This is a genomic window from Polynucleobacter sp. UK-FUSCHL-C3 (genome assembly GCF_040409815.1).
Taxonomy (GTDB): Bacteria; Pseudomonadota; Gammaproteobacteria; order Burkholderiales; family Burkholderiaceae; genus Polynucleobacter.
Genome location: NZ_CP099959.1, coordinates 1027622 through 1042529, shown reverse-complemented (window position 1 = coordinate 1042529; position 14908 = coordinate 1027622). Strand labels below are relative to the sequence as shown.

The 14908-nt window shown below is 46.1% G+C and carries 25 protein-coding genes; 17 read left to right on the top strand and 8 right to left on the bottom strand.

The genetic code is table 11. From position 1 onward, the window contains the following. The first annotated feature begins 37 nt into the window (after positions 1 to 37). Both NKE59_RS05240 and NKE59_RS05235 read left to right on the top strand, forming a co-directional pair. Complete coding sequence (locus NKE59_RS05240) at positions 38 to 628, top strand: malonic semialdehyde reductase (protein ID WP_353437910.1); 591 nt, start codon at positions 38 to 40, stop codon at positions 626 to 628. 31 nt (positions 629 to 659) lie between these two features. Beyond that, positions 660 to 836, top strand: coding sequence for a hypothetical protein (locus NKE59_RS05235; RefSeq protein ID WP_353437909.1), 177 nt, complete (start codon positions 660 to 662; stop codon positions 834 to 836). Between the two features lie 2 nt (positions 837 to 838). Here NKE59_RS05235 and NKE59_RS05230 read toward each other — a convergent pair whose 3' ends face one another. After that, positions 839 to 1249 carry a PaaI family thioesterase gene (locus NKE59_RS05230; protein WP_353437908.1) on the bottom strand — a complete coding sequence of 137 codons (411 nt, stop codon included), beginning with the start codon at positions 1247 to 1249 and terminating at the stop codon, positions 839 to 841. A 78-nt stretch (positions 1250 to 1327) separates the two neighbouring features. Between NKE59_RS05230 and NKE59_RS05225 the strand changes: the two genes are divergently transcribed. Together NKE59_RS05225 and NKE59_RS05220 are read left to right on the top strand one after the other, a co-directional pair. Continuing rightward, the gene (locus NKE59_RS05225) at positions 1328 to 1633 is read left to right on the top strand and encodes a hypothetical protein (RefSeq protein WP_353437907.1); all 306 of its coding nucleotides are present in this window, start codon (positions 1328 to 1330) and stop codon (positions 1631 to 1633) included. Positions 1634 to 1651: 18 nt separating this feature from the next. Beyond that, positions 1652 to 2227, top strand: coding sequence for an SRPBCC family protein (locus tag NKE59_RS05220; RefSeq protein ID WP_353437906.1), 576 nt, complete (start codon positions 1652 to 1654; stop codon positions 2225 to 2227). A gap of 293 nt (positions 2228 to 2520) precedes the next feature. On the opposite strand, the gene NKE59_RS05215 is transcribed toward NKE59_RS05220, so the two are convergent. Further along, positions 2521 to 2919 (bottom strand): PIN domain-containing protein, encoded by a 399-nt coding sequence (locus NKE59_RS05215; protein WP_353437905.1) that lies wholly within the window; start codon positions 2917 to 2919, stop codon positions 2521 to 2523. A 60-nt stretch (positions 2920 to 2979) separates the two neighbouring features. On the opposite strand from NKE59_RS05215, the gene NKE59_RS05210 reads away from it, so the two are divergent. Beyond that, positions 2980 to 3519: a TRAP transporter small permease subunit gene (locus NKE59_RS05210; protein WP_353437904.1), complete on the top strand. Its 540-nt coding sequence runs from the start codon at positions 2980 to 2982 to the stop codon at positions 3517 to 3519. Further along, the gene (locus tag NKE59_RS05205) at positions 3519 to 4964 is read left to right on the top strand and encodes a TRAP transporter large permease subunit (RefSeq protein WP_353437903.1); all 1446 of its coding nucleotides are present in this window, start codon (positions 3519 to 3521) and stop codon (positions 4962 to 4964) included. Before NKE59_RS05210 ends, NKE59_RS05205 begins: the two co-directional genes overlap by 1 nt. A gap of 1 nt (position 4965) precedes the next feature. On the opposite strand, the gene NKE59_RS05200 is transcribed toward NKE59_RS05205, so the two are convergent. Both NKE59_RS05200 and NKE59_RS05195 read right to left on the bottom strand, forming a co-directional pair. Then, positions 4966 to 6054, bottom strand: coding sequence for a TRAP transporter substrate-binding protein (locus NKE59_RS05200; protein ID WP_353437902.1), 1089 nt, complete (start codon positions 6052 to 6054; stop codon positions 4966 to 4968). A 39-nt stretch (positions 6055 to 6093) separates the two neighbouring features. Next, positions 6094 to 6327 carry a TIGR02450 family Trp-rich protein gene (locus NKE59_RS05195; protein WP_353437901.1) on the bottom strand — a complete coding sequence of 78 codons (234 nt, stop codon included), beginning with the start codon at positions 6325 to 6327 and terminating at the stop codon, positions 6094 to 6096. 68 nt (positions 6328 to 6395) lie between these two features. On the opposite strand from NKE59_RS05195, the gene NKE59_RS05190 reads away from it, so the two are divergent. From NKE59_RS05190 to NKE59_RS05170, 5 genes are read left to right on the top strand one after another with little or no spacing between them, the layout of a single operon-like run. Continuing rightward, positions 6396 to 6761: a phage holin family protein gene (locus NKE59_RS05190; protein WP_353437900.1), complete on the top strand. Its 366-nt coding sequence runs from the start codon at positions 6396 to 6398 to the stop codon at positions 6759 to 6761. An 11-nt stretch (positions 6762 to 6772) separates the two neighbouring features. Continuing rightward, a complete protein-coding gene (locus NKE59_RS05185) occupies positions 6773 to 7564 on the top strand; it encodes a heme-dependent oxidative N-demethylase subunit alpha family protein (protein WP_353437899.1) in 792 nt (263 codons plus the stop codon). Beyond that, positions 7561 to 7713 (top strand): hypothetical protein, encoded by a 153-nt coding sequence (locus NKE59_RS05180; RefSeq protein WP_353437898.1) that lies wholly within the window; start codon positions 7561 to 7563, stop codon positions 7711 to 7713. The genes NKE59_RS05185 and NKE59_RS05180 overlap by 4 nt, the downstream gene beginning before the upstream one ends. Positions 7714 to 7740: 27 nt before the next feature. Continuing rightward, entirely contained in the window at positions 7741 to 8745 is a 1005-nt protein-coding gene (locus tag NKE59_RS05175; protein ID WP_353437897.1) for a rhodanese-like domain-containing protein, read from the top strand. Positions 8746 to 8797: 52 nt separating this feature from the next. Continuing rightward, positions 8798 to 9178: a BLUF domain-containing protein gene (locus NKE59_RS05170; RefSeq protein WP_353437896.1), complete on the top strand. Its 381-nt coding sequence runs from the start codon at positions 8798 to 8800 to the stop codon at positions 9176 to 9178. Here the strand turns inward: NKE59_RS05170 and NKE59_RS05165 are convergent, their stop codons facing one another. The 3 genes from NKE59_RS05165 to NKE59_RS05155 form a co-directional block, all read right to left on the bottom strand. Next, positions 9179 to 9562, bottom strand: coding sequence for a hypothetical protein (locus NKE59_RS05165; protein WP_353437895.1), 384 nt, complete (start codon positions 9560 to 9562; stop codon positions 9179 to 9181). 23 nt (positions 9563 to 9585) lie between these two features. After that, entirely contained in the window at positions 9586 to 9969 is a 384-nt protein-coding gene (locus NKE59_RS05160; protein WP_353437894.1) for a glycine zipper family protein, read from the bottom strand. An 83-nt stretch (positions 9970 to 10052) separates the two neighbouring features. Further along, entirely contained in the window at positions 10053 to 10430 is a 378-nt protein-coding gene (locus tag NKE59_RS05155) for a carboxymuconolactone decarboxylase family protein (protein WP_353437893.1), read from the bottom strand. A 45-nt stretch (positions 10431 to 10475) separates the two neighbouring features. Between NKE59_RS05155 and NKE59_RS05150 the strand changes: the two genes are divergently transcribed. From NKE59_RS05150 to NKE59_RS05125, 6 genes are all read left to right on the top strand, one after another. Then, on the top strand, positions 10476 to 10748 hold the full coding sequence (locus tag NKE59_RS05150; RefSeq protein ID WP_353437892.1) for a hypothetical protein: 273 nt from the start codon (positions 10476 to 10478) through the stop codon (positions 10746 to 10748). Between the two features lie 16 nt (positions 10749 to 10764). Then, the gene (locus NKE59_RS05145) at positions 10765 to 11409 is read left to right on the top strand and encodes an LON peptidase substrate-binding domain-containing protein (RefSeq protein WP_353437891.1); all 645 of its coding nucleotides are present in this window, start codon (positions 10765 to 10767) and stop codon (positions 11407 to 11409) included. Between the two features lie 2 nt (positions 11410 to 11411). Then, positions 11412 to 11858 (top strand): Smr/MutS family protein, encoded by a 447-nt coding sequence (locus tag NKE59_RS05140; protein ID WP_353437890.1) that lies wholly within the window; start codon positions 11412 to 11414, stop codon positions 11856 to 11858. A 41-nt stretch (positions 11859 to 11899) separates the two neighbouring features. Then, positions 11900 to 12916: a DUF6352 family protein gene (locus NKE59_RS05135; RefSeq protein WP_353437889.1), complete on the top strand. Its 1017-nt coding sequence runs from the start codon at positions 11900 to 11902 to the stop codon at positions 12914 to 12916. 87 nt (positions 12917 to 13003) lie between these two features. Then, on the top strand, positions 13004 to 13183 hold the full coding sequence (locus NKE59_RS05130; protein ID WP_353437888.1) for a hypothetical protein: 180 nt from the start codon (positions 13004 to 13006) through the stop codon (positions 13181 to 13183). After that, positions 13184 to 13843, top strand: coding sequence for a DsbA family oxidoreductase (locus tag NKE59_RS05125; protein WP_353437887.1), 660 nt, complete (start codon positions 13184 to 13186; stop codon positions 13841 to 13843). Positions 13844 to 13860: 17 nt separating this feature from the next. Here NKE59_RS05125 and NKE59_RS05120 read toward each other — a convergent pair whose 3' ends face one another. Further along, a complete protein-coding gene (locus NKE59_RS05120; RefSeq protein ID WP_353437886.1) occupies positions 13861 to 14838 on the bottom strand; it encodes a tripartite tricarboxylate transporter substrate binding protein in 978 nt (325 codons plus the stop codon). Between the last annotated feature and the right edge of the window lie 70 nt (positions 14839 to 14908).

The following is a 14908-nucleotide window of genomic DNA, read 5'->3' as shown; positions in this document are numbered from 1 at the left end:
GAAGAATGTTTCTATTTTAATTCTGTTGAGCCAATCCATGAAAAAACCTCTATCCATTGATATCCAGAAAGAACTATTTACCGAAGCACGCACTGTGCATGCTTTTAAACAACACGACATCAGTGATGAACGGATTCAGGAGCTCTATGAGTTATTCAAGTGGGCTCCAACCGCATTTAATGCCCAACCAGGACGTTATGTATTTATTCGCAGTGATGCTGCAAAAGAGCGTTTACTGCCAGCGCTAAGCCCCGGCAATGTCCCTCAGGTCAAAAGCGCGTCCCTCACGGTCATCGTAGCCTTTGATACTCTCTTTTATGAGCACTTGCCTGTCTTATATCCAGCAGTGGATGCTAAGCCATTTTTTGAGGGTAAGCCAGCGGTGACCGAGGTTGCTGGTCTGCGGAATAGCTCTTTGCAGGGTGCGTTCTTAATCATGGCGGTTCGCAGTCTGGGCTTTGATTGTGGAGCGATGTCGGGATTTGATCCTGCCAAAGTCAATGCAGAGTTCTTTACGGATGGTCGCTATAAAGCAAACTTCTTACTCAATATTGGTGTCGCTGATCCTGCAGGTATTTATGCACGTGGACCACGATTGGCTTTTGATGATGTCGTACAAATCATCTAAACTGCAGCAATAAACCAAAGAGGATTACGCAATGGGTTATTTTCCACAAGATACATTACGCCGAGTGATGATGGCGGTCTTTGTAGTACTCGCGATCGTTGAGCTGACGCGTGGCTCATGGTTCTTTATTGTTGATCTACTATTTGCTTTATCGCTCTCACCCAAAATATTCGCTGGGGTGGTGGGTATGTTTAAGCGTAAAGACTGATATTACTTCTGGGGCGGAATAGAGTAGGTGCCAGTGGCATGTGCAACTGGCTTGGGATCATCTCCTGAAAAGATATGAACTTCGCCAACCACTAAGGTCTTGCCCAATTTTAGTAAACGGCTCTCAGCCCGAATGCTATTAGACGGTTGGGGGCGCTTCAGAAAATTGATATTTAAACTCGTGGTCACGGTCAGCGGCACAATCCCAATTTCCCCCAAGATCGCGACATAAAGGGCAACATCTGCCAAGGACATCATGGTGGGCCCCGATACCGTTCCACCAGGTCGAAGTTCATCAACTCCAACGGGGTGGGTTACTACGGCACTCCCTTGTTCCACTGAAACGATCTGACATTTGGTCTGTGGAAAGTCTTTGGCAAAGAACTCTGTGAGCTGCTCACGACTAGCTGGCATCTGAAACCCCTATCTATGGCTAAATGTATTCACTATTTTAGGGGAGACACAGGTATAAAGAGTGGGTTAATATTCCCTATGAAGACCTATTTAATGACCTTTGGTATTGTCACAACAATCATGGCGATGCCGGTCTTAGCTCAATCGATTTCTCCCTTTCAACCCGAAGAGCTTAAAGCCATAAATCAGCAACCCCTCGTGCCACCTCAAGGCGTCATGGGTAAATCCAAGCCTCCAGCCCCTGAGAGCGCACCCAAGAAAGTCATTATTGGACCCAACTACACCTCGGATCAGCCCGGTGAGGCAGAGGCTAAAGCCTTGGGGGAGGACTCCGCACAGCCCCTGAATCCTCGAGAAGGATTGATTACGATTCCGTTTAAGTAGAATTCGAGCCGTGCTTGAATGTTAAATAAATTATTCTTTTCTCTCTTGTTCGTATCCTGCCAGGCATTACTGAATCCAGTGTATGCCATCAGTAATACGTTTGATCTGCATCTGCAGGTCTACCCTAATGAGGATCAGTTTCAAATCATTGCAGACTATAAGGTTGCCCTGAGTCCCTGCCAGGCTAGCGCTTATCTCAAAGATTATGAGGGAGCCAGATCCCTTCCAGGCATTAAAGAGTCTAAGATTATTAGTCGCTCTGGCAATCAAGTGAAAGTAGAGCGTGTTGTGGAAGACCGGATCATGCTAATACCGATTACCATGCGCTCGGTCGTTCAGTACAAAGAGCTATCAGAGCAAATCATCGACTTTGAGCAAATCAGTGGAGATGCAAAGCTATATAAAGGTAGCTGGCGCATTGAACCTGAAGGCGAGGGAACGCGATTCCAGTTTCGGGCCAATGTAGAGATCAGTTCAATCGTGCCCCAGATTGTGGTGGAGTATTTCATTAAAAATCAAATGACCAAACGATTTGAGGCAATGGCAGAGAATGCTACGCAACGACTGGCACAGAAACAATTGGGCTGTAAGTAAACAAAAAGCCCGACGGGTATGCCGCCGGGCTGTACCACTCTTTTGAGTGGTTGTCATCGCCACAGGAGTCTGATGTCCTGTATTGAAGAAGGGTGCATGAATGTACCCTCATGAGAACTGGTATTGCTACCAGTGTGGATCACACACAATCTATGACACCACGTTTTTATCCTATTCCTGCGCACAGCAGAAGTCAATCAAGGATCTCATGAAATTTATTTATCGAGAGTTGCTATGAGCAAATCGGTCTAAGTAAATGAATTCTTTTATTTATTGCAATGCAGAATAAAATCCTAATAGGTTCGCAACTCAATTTCTAGGCCATGCAATTTACCCCTTAAGTTGATCAAAGCAAGGTCTTTGCTAAATAAAACGGATGGCCTTAATTGATAAGCGAGATCAATAAAGATTTGATCGTCAGGATCCGAGCAGCGAATTGGGGCGCTTTGCTCGATTGATAATAGCGTTCCTAAGTCTTGCCAATTCCGCAGAATAGAACTCTGGACTTCTTCGCCAAGACCAAATTGCGCACGACCCAGCACATCTTTAAACTCTTCAAGCATCGCGCTCGAGTAAAACAGCTGTGCGCGCTTGCCTTCAATTGCTTCACGCAGGGCAAGGACTCTCTCATCAGCAAAGACAAATAAATCCAGTAATACATTGGTATCGATAATCAGGCGCTCGGAGCTCATCTTGGGTATCTTATGGCATAAATCCAATACACTCATACCTTTGTTCCTGCCCATGCATTCATGAACCATTTACTCGCGCTATCCCGTCAGATTGATCGTATCAGTCGAACTGCCGCCCAGCTTGCAGTGCTATTGGTTTTGGTCTGTGCGCTCATTTCAGTGGGGAACGCCTTATCACGGTATGCATTCGATTTGAGCTCAAACGCTTGGTTAGAGATGCAGTGGTATCTCTTTGCGGGCATCGTGATGTTGGGGGCTGCCCATTTACTCTGTATTAACGGTCATATTCGAGTTGATCTACTCTATCTGCGCCTTGCTCAACGCCAACGTATGATGCTCGATCTGTTTGGCCTACTCTTTTTTGTTATTCCTTTTAGCATCATGATGGTTCTCTATGCCTGGCCATGGTACCTAGAAGCGTGGACGATTGGAGAGCGCTCTGCGAATGCAGGCGGGCTCATACGGTGGCCTGTCAAAATCTTAATGCCCATTGGCTTTGGCTTACTGATCTTGCAGGCAATCTCAGAGATCATTAAGCGGCTTGCTGCATTACAAGGCAAGATCACATTGGATATGCAGTATCAACGCCCAGACCAATAATGCCAGCTCTTGAGTTTATGGCCCCTGCAATGTTTGCAGCCCTTGTGGTCTTTTTGATCATTGGACTACCGGTTGCATTCTCCCTAGCTGCACTTGGATTGGTCTCCGGACTAATTGCGATTGAGCTTGGTATTTTTCCTGCTCAGTTTATGGCTAATCTGCCGTATCGTGTATTTGGTATCTTATCGAACGAGCTTTTACTGTCCATCCCATTTTTTACTCTGATGGGAGCTATTCTGGAACGCAGTGGCCTTGCAGAAGACTTGCTTAATGGCTTTGCAAAACTCTTTGGTGGATTACCTGGGGGACTAGCCTACGCTGTGATTGTGGTGGGGGCGATCTTAGGCGCAATCACCGGTACCGTGGCAGCATCAGTGATTGCGATCGGAGTGATCGCCTTGCCAGTGATGTTGCGCTATGGCTATCAGCCGCGCTTAGCGACTGGTGTAGTAGCTGCCTCAGGAACCATTACGCAGGTGATCCCTCCCTCATTGGTCTTAATAGTCTTGGCAGATCAACTTGGTAAGTCGGTAGGGGATATGTATTTAGGAGCTATTGGACCATCGATTGCTCAAATCTTAATCTTTTTGTTATTCATCTTGATCTTGTCATTCATTAATCCTAAATTAATGCCGCCCCTACCTAAAGAAGCTAGAACACCAATGGGTTGGGACTTAATCAAGACCGTAGTACTTGCGATTCTGCCTTCCATGGCACTTATTTTTATAGTACTGGGCACCATCTTCATGGGGCTCGCAACGCCCACAGAGGCAGGGGCCATGGGAGTGGTTGGTGCGATGGTCTTAGCAGCCATGCATCGCCGACTTCACTGGAAGATGTTATGGCAAGGTATGGAGTCCACCATGAACATTACCGTGATGGTGATCTTTATTCTGATTGGTGCCACGGTGTTTACCTTGGTATTCCAGGGAGTGGATGGGGGTAAGTGGATTGAGCATTTGTTTTCAGCGATGGGGGCCGATGATGCGGTGACCTTCCTGATCATTGTGAACATCATCATCTTTGTCTTGGCATTCTTCCTTGACTTCTTTGAGATCGCATTTATTGTGATTCCGCTATTGGCACCGCTTGCTAAGGATCTTGGGATTGATCTCATTTGGTTTGGGGTATTAATCTGCGTCAATATGCAAACTTCGTTCATGCATCCACCATTTGGCTTTGCTCTGTTTTATCTCCGCGGCATTGCACCACCCAGTATTAAGAGTAGTGATATTTATCTTGGAGCAATTCCGTGGCTAGGCTTACAACTATTGTTGGTTTTGATCTTAATCTTTTACCCTCAGATCGTGACGGGCCTATTGGATAAGCCCCTCGAAGTAGATATACAGCAGATCGAGATCAAGCTTGACGAGAGTGACAGTGGGGCGCAACCAAGTCGGGCTGCCCCCGCAGAAGATCCTGCTGATTATTTCAAGCGCAAGTAGATCAGAGTTTTTGTCTAGACATGAAGTTGTCGTAACTACCCTCAGCAACCCTAAACCAGGCTTGTTGATCACGCTGGAAGCTACGCATTTGCGTCAGAATCCGTTTAAAGGTTGCACTCTTGGCGCTGGTCTCTTCAAGAAGCTCTTGATTGGCCTTAAAGCAATCATCCATGACCGATTGTGGGTAAGCACGCAAGATGGCGCCGCCCTGTACAAGACGCTTTAATGCATTTGGGTTTAATGCATCGTACTTGGCTTGCATCCAGGTATTGGCTTCCGAAGTAGCGGCTTGGATTGCCATCTTATAAGCCTCTGGTAAGGCGTCATACGCTTTGGCATTAACCTGAAAGGCTAATGCCGCACTGCCTTCATTCCAACCTGGATAGTAGTAGTACTTGGCAATCTTATTGAGACCTAATTTCTCATCATCGTAGGGAACCGTGAACTCTGCTGCATCAATAGTTCCTTTTTCAAGTGCAGAGTAAATTTCTCCGGCAGGTAATTGTTGGGTAACGACCCCGAGTTTAGTAAGAACTTGACCACCCATACCACCGGTTCTGAACTTTAACCCCTTTAGATCATCTACCGTTTTGATCTCTTTCTTAAACCAGCCTGCCATTTGGGTGCCGGTATTACCTGCCAGAAAATTAATGACCCCAGACTGTCGGGCAAACTCATTAAAGATCTTTTCTCCATCACCATGGATCCACCAAGCGTTGTATTGACGACTGTTAAGGCCAAAGGGAATGCAAGTACCAAATGCCCAAGCAGGATCTTTGCCAATGTAATAGTAGGGGGCAGTGTGATTGCACTCAATCGTACCTTTCTCTACAGCATCAAGAACCTGTAATGCAGGAACGATCTCACCGGCAGCATGCACACTAATCTGAAACTTCCCACCCGTAATTTGTCCCACACGACGGGCAATTAATTCTGCAGTGCCATATAGGGTATCAACACTCTTTGGAAAGCTCGAGGCACAGCGCCAGCGAACGGTATCAGATTGCGCAAGAGCGGAACTGGATAAGAGGGTGGCGCCACCAGCAATCGCGAGACCACCGGTTTGTTTAATAAATGAGCGACGGGTCATAAATATCTCCAAAATAAAGCAGAACAAGACAATATTAACTTAATGCTTCCAGCCGATTTGCCATTGATCTTGGTTCTTTAGTTCCTCAATCGGCAGAAGATAGCAACGCTTACTCATAACAGCTTCGAGCTCGACAAAGCCTGCGGGGATCGTATTGGATTCCTCCGCATTGGGATCATGGATTTTGCTCACTAGAAAGTGCTTCTCTTTATTCTTGGGCTTACAAGCAGTCCACTTCGAGAGCAATAATTTTTTGGAGATGGGATTTGGCATCAGACTCTATTTTGTTAATAATCGGTATATTACTCATTAAAACTCTAAATCAGGAAGGGCGGGGTGTTATGACCTTATTCATGTTGACCTGGGCGATCACCTCGCTATCGCTATGGGCTGCAAGTTATGTCTTCGATGGTCTCCAATTTAATGACTCAGGCGCCTTGATTATTTCTGCTTTGGTATTGGGCCTTGCGAATGCGATTGTGCGCCCCTTACTCATTTTGTTTACTCTGCCACTAACGCTATTAAGCATGGGATTATTTCTATTGGTGATTAATGCATTGGTCTTAATGCTTGTAGCAGAACTGGTGAGTGGTTTTGTGCTGGCCGGATTTTGGACCGCCTTCTTTGCTAGTATCTTCATCGCTATCCTTAATGCATTTATTGGTTCATTCTTTGCCATCAATCGCATCAAAATAGAACGTATTTAAGTCAGAGTCCTATGGAGGATAAGAACTCGCTACCACCCTTTATTGTTGAGGTGCCATACAGCACGGCACCACGCATGGTGCGACATCAAGGCGCACTGACTCATTTACCAGCAAGGACTTCGTATCTTGAGGCAAAAAGAGTAGAGCTAGCCTCGCTGGGTGCCGATCTATGCGCACAAATTCCTCATGCCACCCTGACTCCACTTCTTCAGCACGCTGCTCAAGTTCTACACGTGCCTAAGCCTGAGCAGATCCAGTCAATTGAGGATCTGGCTTTGTGCCTTGAGGAAGATGTGGCCTTGATGCAAGACGGGGTCTTGAGCGCTATCTGTTTTTGCTTCCCGAGTAGTTGGGTGCCTGCAGAACGCATTGGGATGCCCTTAGGACAAATTCACGCTCATGTTGCTGATGGGCAAAAGTTGGTGGCTGCTAGTCCCAAAATAGCCCATGTGATGGGCGATCTAGAACAGGGCTCATTCCGACGTTATGTATGGACCATTACAAACAGCCCCAAATTAAGCCAGCACCCTAAATACAAGAACCCAAGTACCCCCAAAACAATCGATGATCTCTATTACCGCGTAGAGACCCAAACGACTTTACCCCTACCAAGCAATACAGGAAGGTCAAGTTTGTTCTTGGTGAAGGTCGAGGTATGTCCTTTGGCCGATTTATGGAGTAATCTAGAGCAAAGACAAACTATTTATGACAGCATTTCGTCCATGAGCGATGCGGTATTGGAGTATAAAAACTTGCAAGCCATCAAAACTATCCTGTCGCGCGCCTACACGCAGGCCTCATGATGGAAAACTTTGGTCCCATCATCTTGATTGAAGTAGTGCTCGTGTTTGGTGGCGTCTTACTATTTGCCTGGTGGCAGTTGCGCGATCTTAAAAAAGAGCGTGAGAAGGATGAGAAGAAGAAATTACAAGACAAAGCGCACGATACATAAATAGCAGTTCACCTTGAAGGAGTCGCTATGAAAACCATTCAACATCTAATTGCAGTCATTCTTTTATCACTCATATCTTTTGGAGGGGCGGCTTGGGCTCAATCAGGCACCATTGTTGATCTCCAGTATGTAAAAGCGGCCCAGCAACGTGGTGCGATTATTTGGGATGTGCGCGCCAGTAATCAGTATCTTGAAGGACATATTCCTGGTGCAATCAATTTCGGGGATATCGGAACTGTTTTACGAGACCCCAATCGCGAGGATTTTATTGATTTAGCGGAGATCAATGCAATCTTTAATAAGGCTGGGCTAGATATTTATAAAGAGATCGTGGTGTATGGCTCGAGAGGTAATCCTTACTCCTATTTTGGCCTATTCACAATCCATTATTTTGGGGGTAAGCAGGCCAAAGTTTTTCATGATGGTATTGATGGCTGGGCAGATGCTGGCTTACCGATTGAGAAAACATCATCTACCTTGGGATCTATAAATATCAAGTTAGCCCCTCAGGAAAACTTAGTGGTTAGCAATGAGCAAATGCGTAAGCTCTATAACAATCAATCGGTTCAAGTGGTGGATGCGAGAACCTTTAATGAGTTTAAGGGTAATGATGTTCGTGCGATACGGGGAGGGCATATACCCGGCGCGATTAGTATTCCGTATGAGCAAAACTGGAAAGATCCAGCCACCGGATTAAAGCTTGCCAAGAAAGAAGTCAAAACAAATGCCGGGATGTCTTTAAAAACAAAAGACGAGCTCAATGCGCTGTATGCAAAATTAGACCCCAATAAAGAGACAGTGGTTTATTGCCAAAGTGGGGTACGTGCCGCTGAGACCGCAACCGTTCTACAAAATCTTGGATACAAGAACGTCAAGATATATGACTCGTCATGGTTAGGGTGGGCCAGTCATTTAGCCTCCCCCGTTGCTGATGAGACCTATCTGAACGTTGGGATGCTCAACGCTAGGATTGCTGCGATGCAAAATAAGATTAATGAGCTTGAGACCGCATTAAAAGGAAATAAAAATTAATTTTTCCTAAGGTGATTGCGTATTGTAAGGATTCAGCTAATATCAAGCCATTGTGCCAAAACCAGCCACCAAATACTTTCCGGAAGGAAATTACACCGAACTGGATTTAGTCAGCCTATCCTACGTTAGTGATGCGGCTGAAGAGTTCGGTATTTTGAGTTTGATGCAAATGGTTGATAAGGCTTCGCGCCGCAATAAGGCTCTAAATGTAACGGGTGTCCTGTCCTTTGATCATGGACGCTTTGGACAAATCTTAGAAGGGAAGCCCAAGGATGTTGAGGCAATCTGGGAGCTAATTCTGAATGATCCCCGTCATACTAATGTAGTTTCTTTAGGTATGAAGAAAATTAATACTCGGCGCTTTGCTAATTGGTCGATGCGCTTGTGTGGCCGAGAGGAGATTGTGGCAGCCGAGCCACAGCTAAAAATATAACTACTTGTTCAGGTGACACACCAGAATCAGTGAGCCATCGGATAGTCGAGCCTCTAAAGCATCGGTCGTTTTGCCCACATACACCCTCACTCCTTGGCCATCCCCAATATTATTCACATTCGTAAAGTGGGCAGTCTTCTCATCTAAACGCTTGAAATTTGCAATGATTGTGGGCTCACCAATGCTAAATTTTGATCCGACCCAACGGTCAGGACGAATAAACTCGCCATTGACCGTCTTACCCCGGTAGGTTTTCATATAGGTGCAGTCTTTCTGATTGAGCATCATGGCGGCTGGATCCTTTGGGCGATCAAATAAACCAGCGTGCGCAGGGCTTATTAGCAGACAGGTAAGAAGGGCAGTAAATACAATAACTAGACGCATAAGCTAAACAGATCAGACTTACATCAATTAAGGACCTTGTATCCGCGACCAACGAGACACTTTTTAACAACTGCTTCTTGCGAGTCATTCCCTTTATAAGCACCACCAGCACCACCAATGATCGCACCTGCACCAGCTGCCTGAACGATCCCTGTTGTATTACTTCCGGTTACTAAGCCTAGAAGTCCGCCAACAACTGCCCCTGCTCCTGCGCCCTTTGCGGCGGTGCCGCCCATCCCAGTAGCCTGCTTTGCATAATCTTGGCACTCGGCTAAATCTTTCTCATAGCGCGCCTCATTTACGCCATTCATATCCACAATTGGGCGCACCTCGGCACCGGCGCACGCAGTAAGAAGTACGGCGCTAGCTATTAGAGAGATGGTAAGGCGAGAGCGCTGCCAGGTCATAGAGGCCTCCTTTTGATCCATTAAAGCAAACTCAACTCGTATCGTCAAGATTGGGTGATTGGTTCAGAATGGGCTGATGCCAATTAGATGCCCATCTCTTTAAATACCTCTTTGGCATTTCGGAAGCTATCAATTGCTGCGGGAACACCACAGTAGATGGCGGTTTGTAAAAATATCTCACGGATCTCATCTTTGGTAAGACCGTTGTTGATAGCGCCCTTGATGTGTAATTTCAGTTCATGGGGTCGATTGAGTGCAGTAATCATTGCCAGGTTCACAATACTGCGGGTCTTACGATCTAGTCCAGGACGATTCCAAATCTCGTTCCAGCAATATTCAGTGACCAACTCTTGCATTGGTCGGTTGAACTCATCCGCATTCTGGATTGATTGATCCACATACTCAGCACCCAAAACCTCACGGCGTGTCTTTAAACCCTTCTCAAATGCATCGCGATTCATGTTCGTCTCCCAGTGTGTTTAACAAATAGCAGTATAGTAATAATCATGCATAAGCCCAGCACCCCAAGCCTCGTTTCTTTAGCCTTGATTTTCCTGCTGACGGCCTGCGGCACTCCCCAAAGTGGATTTCGGGTTGTGAATCGGTCCGATGGCATGATTGGTGTGCAAGCAATTAAGGGCGCCAAAGAACTAGAGGCCCATGAACTGGCAGTCAAAGAGTGCAAAAAGATGGGCAGATCGTCTGCAGCGATTTCTGAGGCCAAGACCACCCACAATGATCAGTTTCCAATGATCTATATTTATCAATGTGTTCGTTAAATAGAGTAAATCGTTTATGTCCGTCTATACCCACGTCCAAACTATTCCGATCTTTCCATTAGGAACCGCTCTTTACCCAGACGGTATTCTTTTATTAAAGATCTTTGAGGTGCGTTACTTAGATATGGTCAAGCAATGCGTTCGTGAGGGATCTGGATTTGGAGTGGTTACCCTAAATGGTGGAACTGAAGTACGAACACCCGGGGAGCAGGTTAGTTTTAATGACGTCGGTACTCTTGCTCGTATCAAAGAATTTGATCCAGTACAACCTAGCCTCTTTATGATCCAGTGCCATGGCGAGCAACGTTTTCGGGTGAAGAGTAGTCAGACCCAAAAAAATGGTTTGATCACTGCCGAGGTAGAGTTTCTGAAAGAAGATGCACCTACCGAAGTTCCTGACGAGCTCAAACCCGCCTCTGAGGTTTTGGGTAAAGTAATCCAGTCATTCAAGGAGCAGGGTGCTGCAGTCGGTAAAGAATTACCCTTTCATAAACCCTATCGCTTTAATGAATGCGGTTGGGTTGCCAATCGCTGGTGCGAACTCCTGCAACTTAGCCCTGGGCAAAAACAGTTTTTCCTCGAACAAGAGAACCCCCGACTCAGACTTGATCTGGTCAATGAGTTACTAGAGGAGATGGGCGTTTATAAAGCGGTGAAGTAAACGTGAAGCCTTCATTTGAGTGCCCCACCTGCGGTAACCCCCGAGCGATGCTGGGCGATTGCCCCTTCTGCGAAAGCAAAGAAGCACCAAGTGCGAATACGGATACTGCAATCGTAAATCTGGAGATCGGTGGACCGACGCGTGAAGAGGCGCTTGATACCCTTACTCACCATATACGAGCTGCTGCTGATGTGCAAATACGTGCATTGATTATCATCCACGGCTATGGCTCATCTGGACAGGGAGGAGGCATACGACGCACCGTTCGAGAAGCTCTTGAGAACAACTTTTTCTCAGACCGAGTTGATGAGTACTATCATGGAGAAGATTTAGTGCATCGTAGTGAGCTTTATCAGACCCTCATAAAACGTCGCCCCACGCTAAAGCAGCACCTCAAGCAATTGAAAGAGGGGAATGCGGGGATGACCTTGTTAATCATGCGGCATTGATCTAGTGGACAATAGCACTGATTATTTTAATTACTGACCCTATGCCAAATTACTGGGCCCATTGTGGCTTTGATACCCTGCAAGTTAGTCCCGATAACCAACTATTGGTGACCGATGATTTCTTAAGAACCTATTTATCAAGACCTGAGTTGGCCTTGGTTCCAGAATCTTGTCCCAAAGAAAGAGCAATTCATCAGCGTCTCTTAAATAATCCCCGTGAAGAAGTGGCACAAGCAGAGATTGAGCAGATGGCTGATGCAGATATTCAGGCTAATTATGCGATTTGGTTTCGCTACCGCACCAAACTATTAGCCGCAAGCTCGCTTGAGAACTTCTACATGAGTTTGTTTGAAGGTGAGGGTGTTGATGTGCCACCTTTATTCGTTGCACAACTCACCCAAATCTTTCTCAGACATATCCTTGGTACCGAAGTAAACCCTTTTGATGCCCGAATCGCAGAGCTCTTCTTTCGACCACAAAAGATCACCATTTTAGAGGATGGCATTGTTATGGCAGCTGACCATGAGACCATTGAGCGTAATGCTCAGGCGAGTGAGTTCGGCAATATTATTGACCTTCTAAAGAGTCAGTCCATCGCCATGCGCACGGTAGATCTAGATGTCCTCCACGAAGACAATGCCAAATCCTATTGGGGTAGGGATCAAGCACATGATTTTGCAATCCAACTTAATTTTGATCAAGCGACATTGCCTGCATTAGCAAAAATCTTGGAGAAATGGATTAATCATTTCTTGGGGATAGCAACTACGATTACTCCCCTAAAAGAGATTAATGATCCCAAGTGGGTTTGGCATGTTGGTTTGGATGCCTCTGCAACCGAGATATTGAACTCCCTCTACAACAAAGAGCGGGTTGATGAAGCTACTCTTTCCAGGATTATTTGCCTCTTTAAGCTCGACTTTAATGATCCTAATACGGTCATAAGCCAAATCCGCGGCAAACCTATCTATCTTGGTATGGCCATGAATGGAGAATCCCTTCTGAAGCTTAAACCCCAGAATGTGATCTTTAACTTGCCCTTAAACCCAGTTTCTTAAGGGATTTTTAGTAATTCTTGGTATTGTGCAGCGCAATATAATTACGGGTATACTCCTAAGTATTAACCCTAATATATGGAGAATATCTTGACCCAAGCCGCTAGTATCAACACCTCAGTTGTAAGCCAAACATTTAACAACACCATTTCCGCTGGTAGCAAAGCAATCAATACCGTCATCGCTACTTTGCGTATCATTGCATCAGCTTGGGAAGAGTCCCGTGCGGAATATAAAAAACATGCCATCTTAGGTGGCGGCTGGGAATAATTGAAAACGGTTCGCATTGATTTCGTATCTGACATCGCCTGCCCATGGTGTGCCATTGGTTTGGCATCCCTAGAAAAGGCTTTGGATGATGTTGGTAGCGAAGTGAATGTTGAAGTCTACTTTCAACCCTTTGAGTTAAATGCTCATATGCCCCTCGGTGGGCAAGATGTGATTGAGTACCTTACCGAGAAATACGGCAGCACTGTTAGTCAAGTAAAAGCTAATCAAGAGAATATTCGGAAACGTGCCGCTGAGATGGGTTTTCTGTTTCATCCGGAAGGGCGCAAGCGCGTGTACAACACCTTTCATGCCCACCGCCTCTTGCACTGGGCGCAAGCTGAGCACGGGCTTGATGCCCAATACATGCTCAAGAAAGAACTCTTCGCAACGTATTTCACCTTAGCGGTCAGCGTTGATGATCCTAATAATCTGCTGGCTGCGGTTGAGCGTGCAGGATTACCGAGTGAGCGTGCTCGAGCTATTCTGGAAAGTGATGAATATGCGCAAGCGGTCAAGGATCAAAAAAAGAAGTACACCGAGTTAGGTATTAACTCAGTACCAGCCATCATCTTGGATAACAAATATATGATTCAGGGGGCGCAAGCACCTGAGATGTTTGCTAGCGCTCTGCGCGATTGCGCCCAAGAATCAAATCATTAGCGAGTCCGTTAATCGACTTACTCTTTGATGTTGTTCTGAATCACAAACTTACCCCAAATACCAATCTGCTTTGCCACAAATGCATTAGCTGCTTCTGGGTTCAAGCTTTGCACCTGAATGCCTTGGGTCTTTAGCTTCTCGGCCACAGCAGGGGTCTTCAAAGCCTTATCAACCGCACGATACATTGCATTTACAACAGCAGGCGGGGTCTTTGATGGGGCAATCACGGCCCACCAAGCGGGTGCCTCAAAGCCTGGGTATCCACTCTCCGCCAAGGTAGGAACCTTTGGCATATCGGGTGAGCGCTTTGCAGTGGTCACAGCCAAAGGAATCAAGCCGCCACTATCAGCATGCGGCTTAATTAAGAACATACTGCCAACCACTAGAGGAACTTGACCAGCAAGACCATCCTGAATCATTGGGCCGCCTCCACGATAGGGGGCATGCACCCAATCAACATCTGTTTTCTTGGCAAAGTCAGCAATTGCAAGATGGCCTAAGCTACCGATACCAATAGAGCCATAAGTAAATGGTTTCTTGGCCTTAGAGTCAGCCATTAACTGTTTCATGCTGGTAATACCAGATTTCTTACTGGCTGCTAAGACCATGGGTGAAGTTCCAATCATATTGACCGTGACCAAATCTTTGAGCGTGTCATAGGGCAGGTTATCTTTAAGAGATGGATTAACGCCATGTGTATCAAATACCAGACCAAAGGTGTAGCCATCGCCAGTGGCTCTAGCAACCGCGGTGGTACCAATCACACCCGACGCGCCACCAATATTCTCCACAATCACATTTTGCTTAAGCTCCGCTTGCAAAACCGGTGCCAATATACGAGCAACTTGATCAACCGATCCACCCGGAGGAAAGACCGCAATAATTTTGATGGGGCGTTGGCTTGGCCAATTACCTACATCACTCTGGGCAATTGCAGGAGTAATCACGCAAAGGGCAAACAAGACAGAAACGATCTTTTTCATTAGGGTAGGCATAACGGCTCCTTTAAGTAGTGCTGAGTATCATACTGGAACTTACCCCTTGATCCTAAGCAATCAGCAAAGC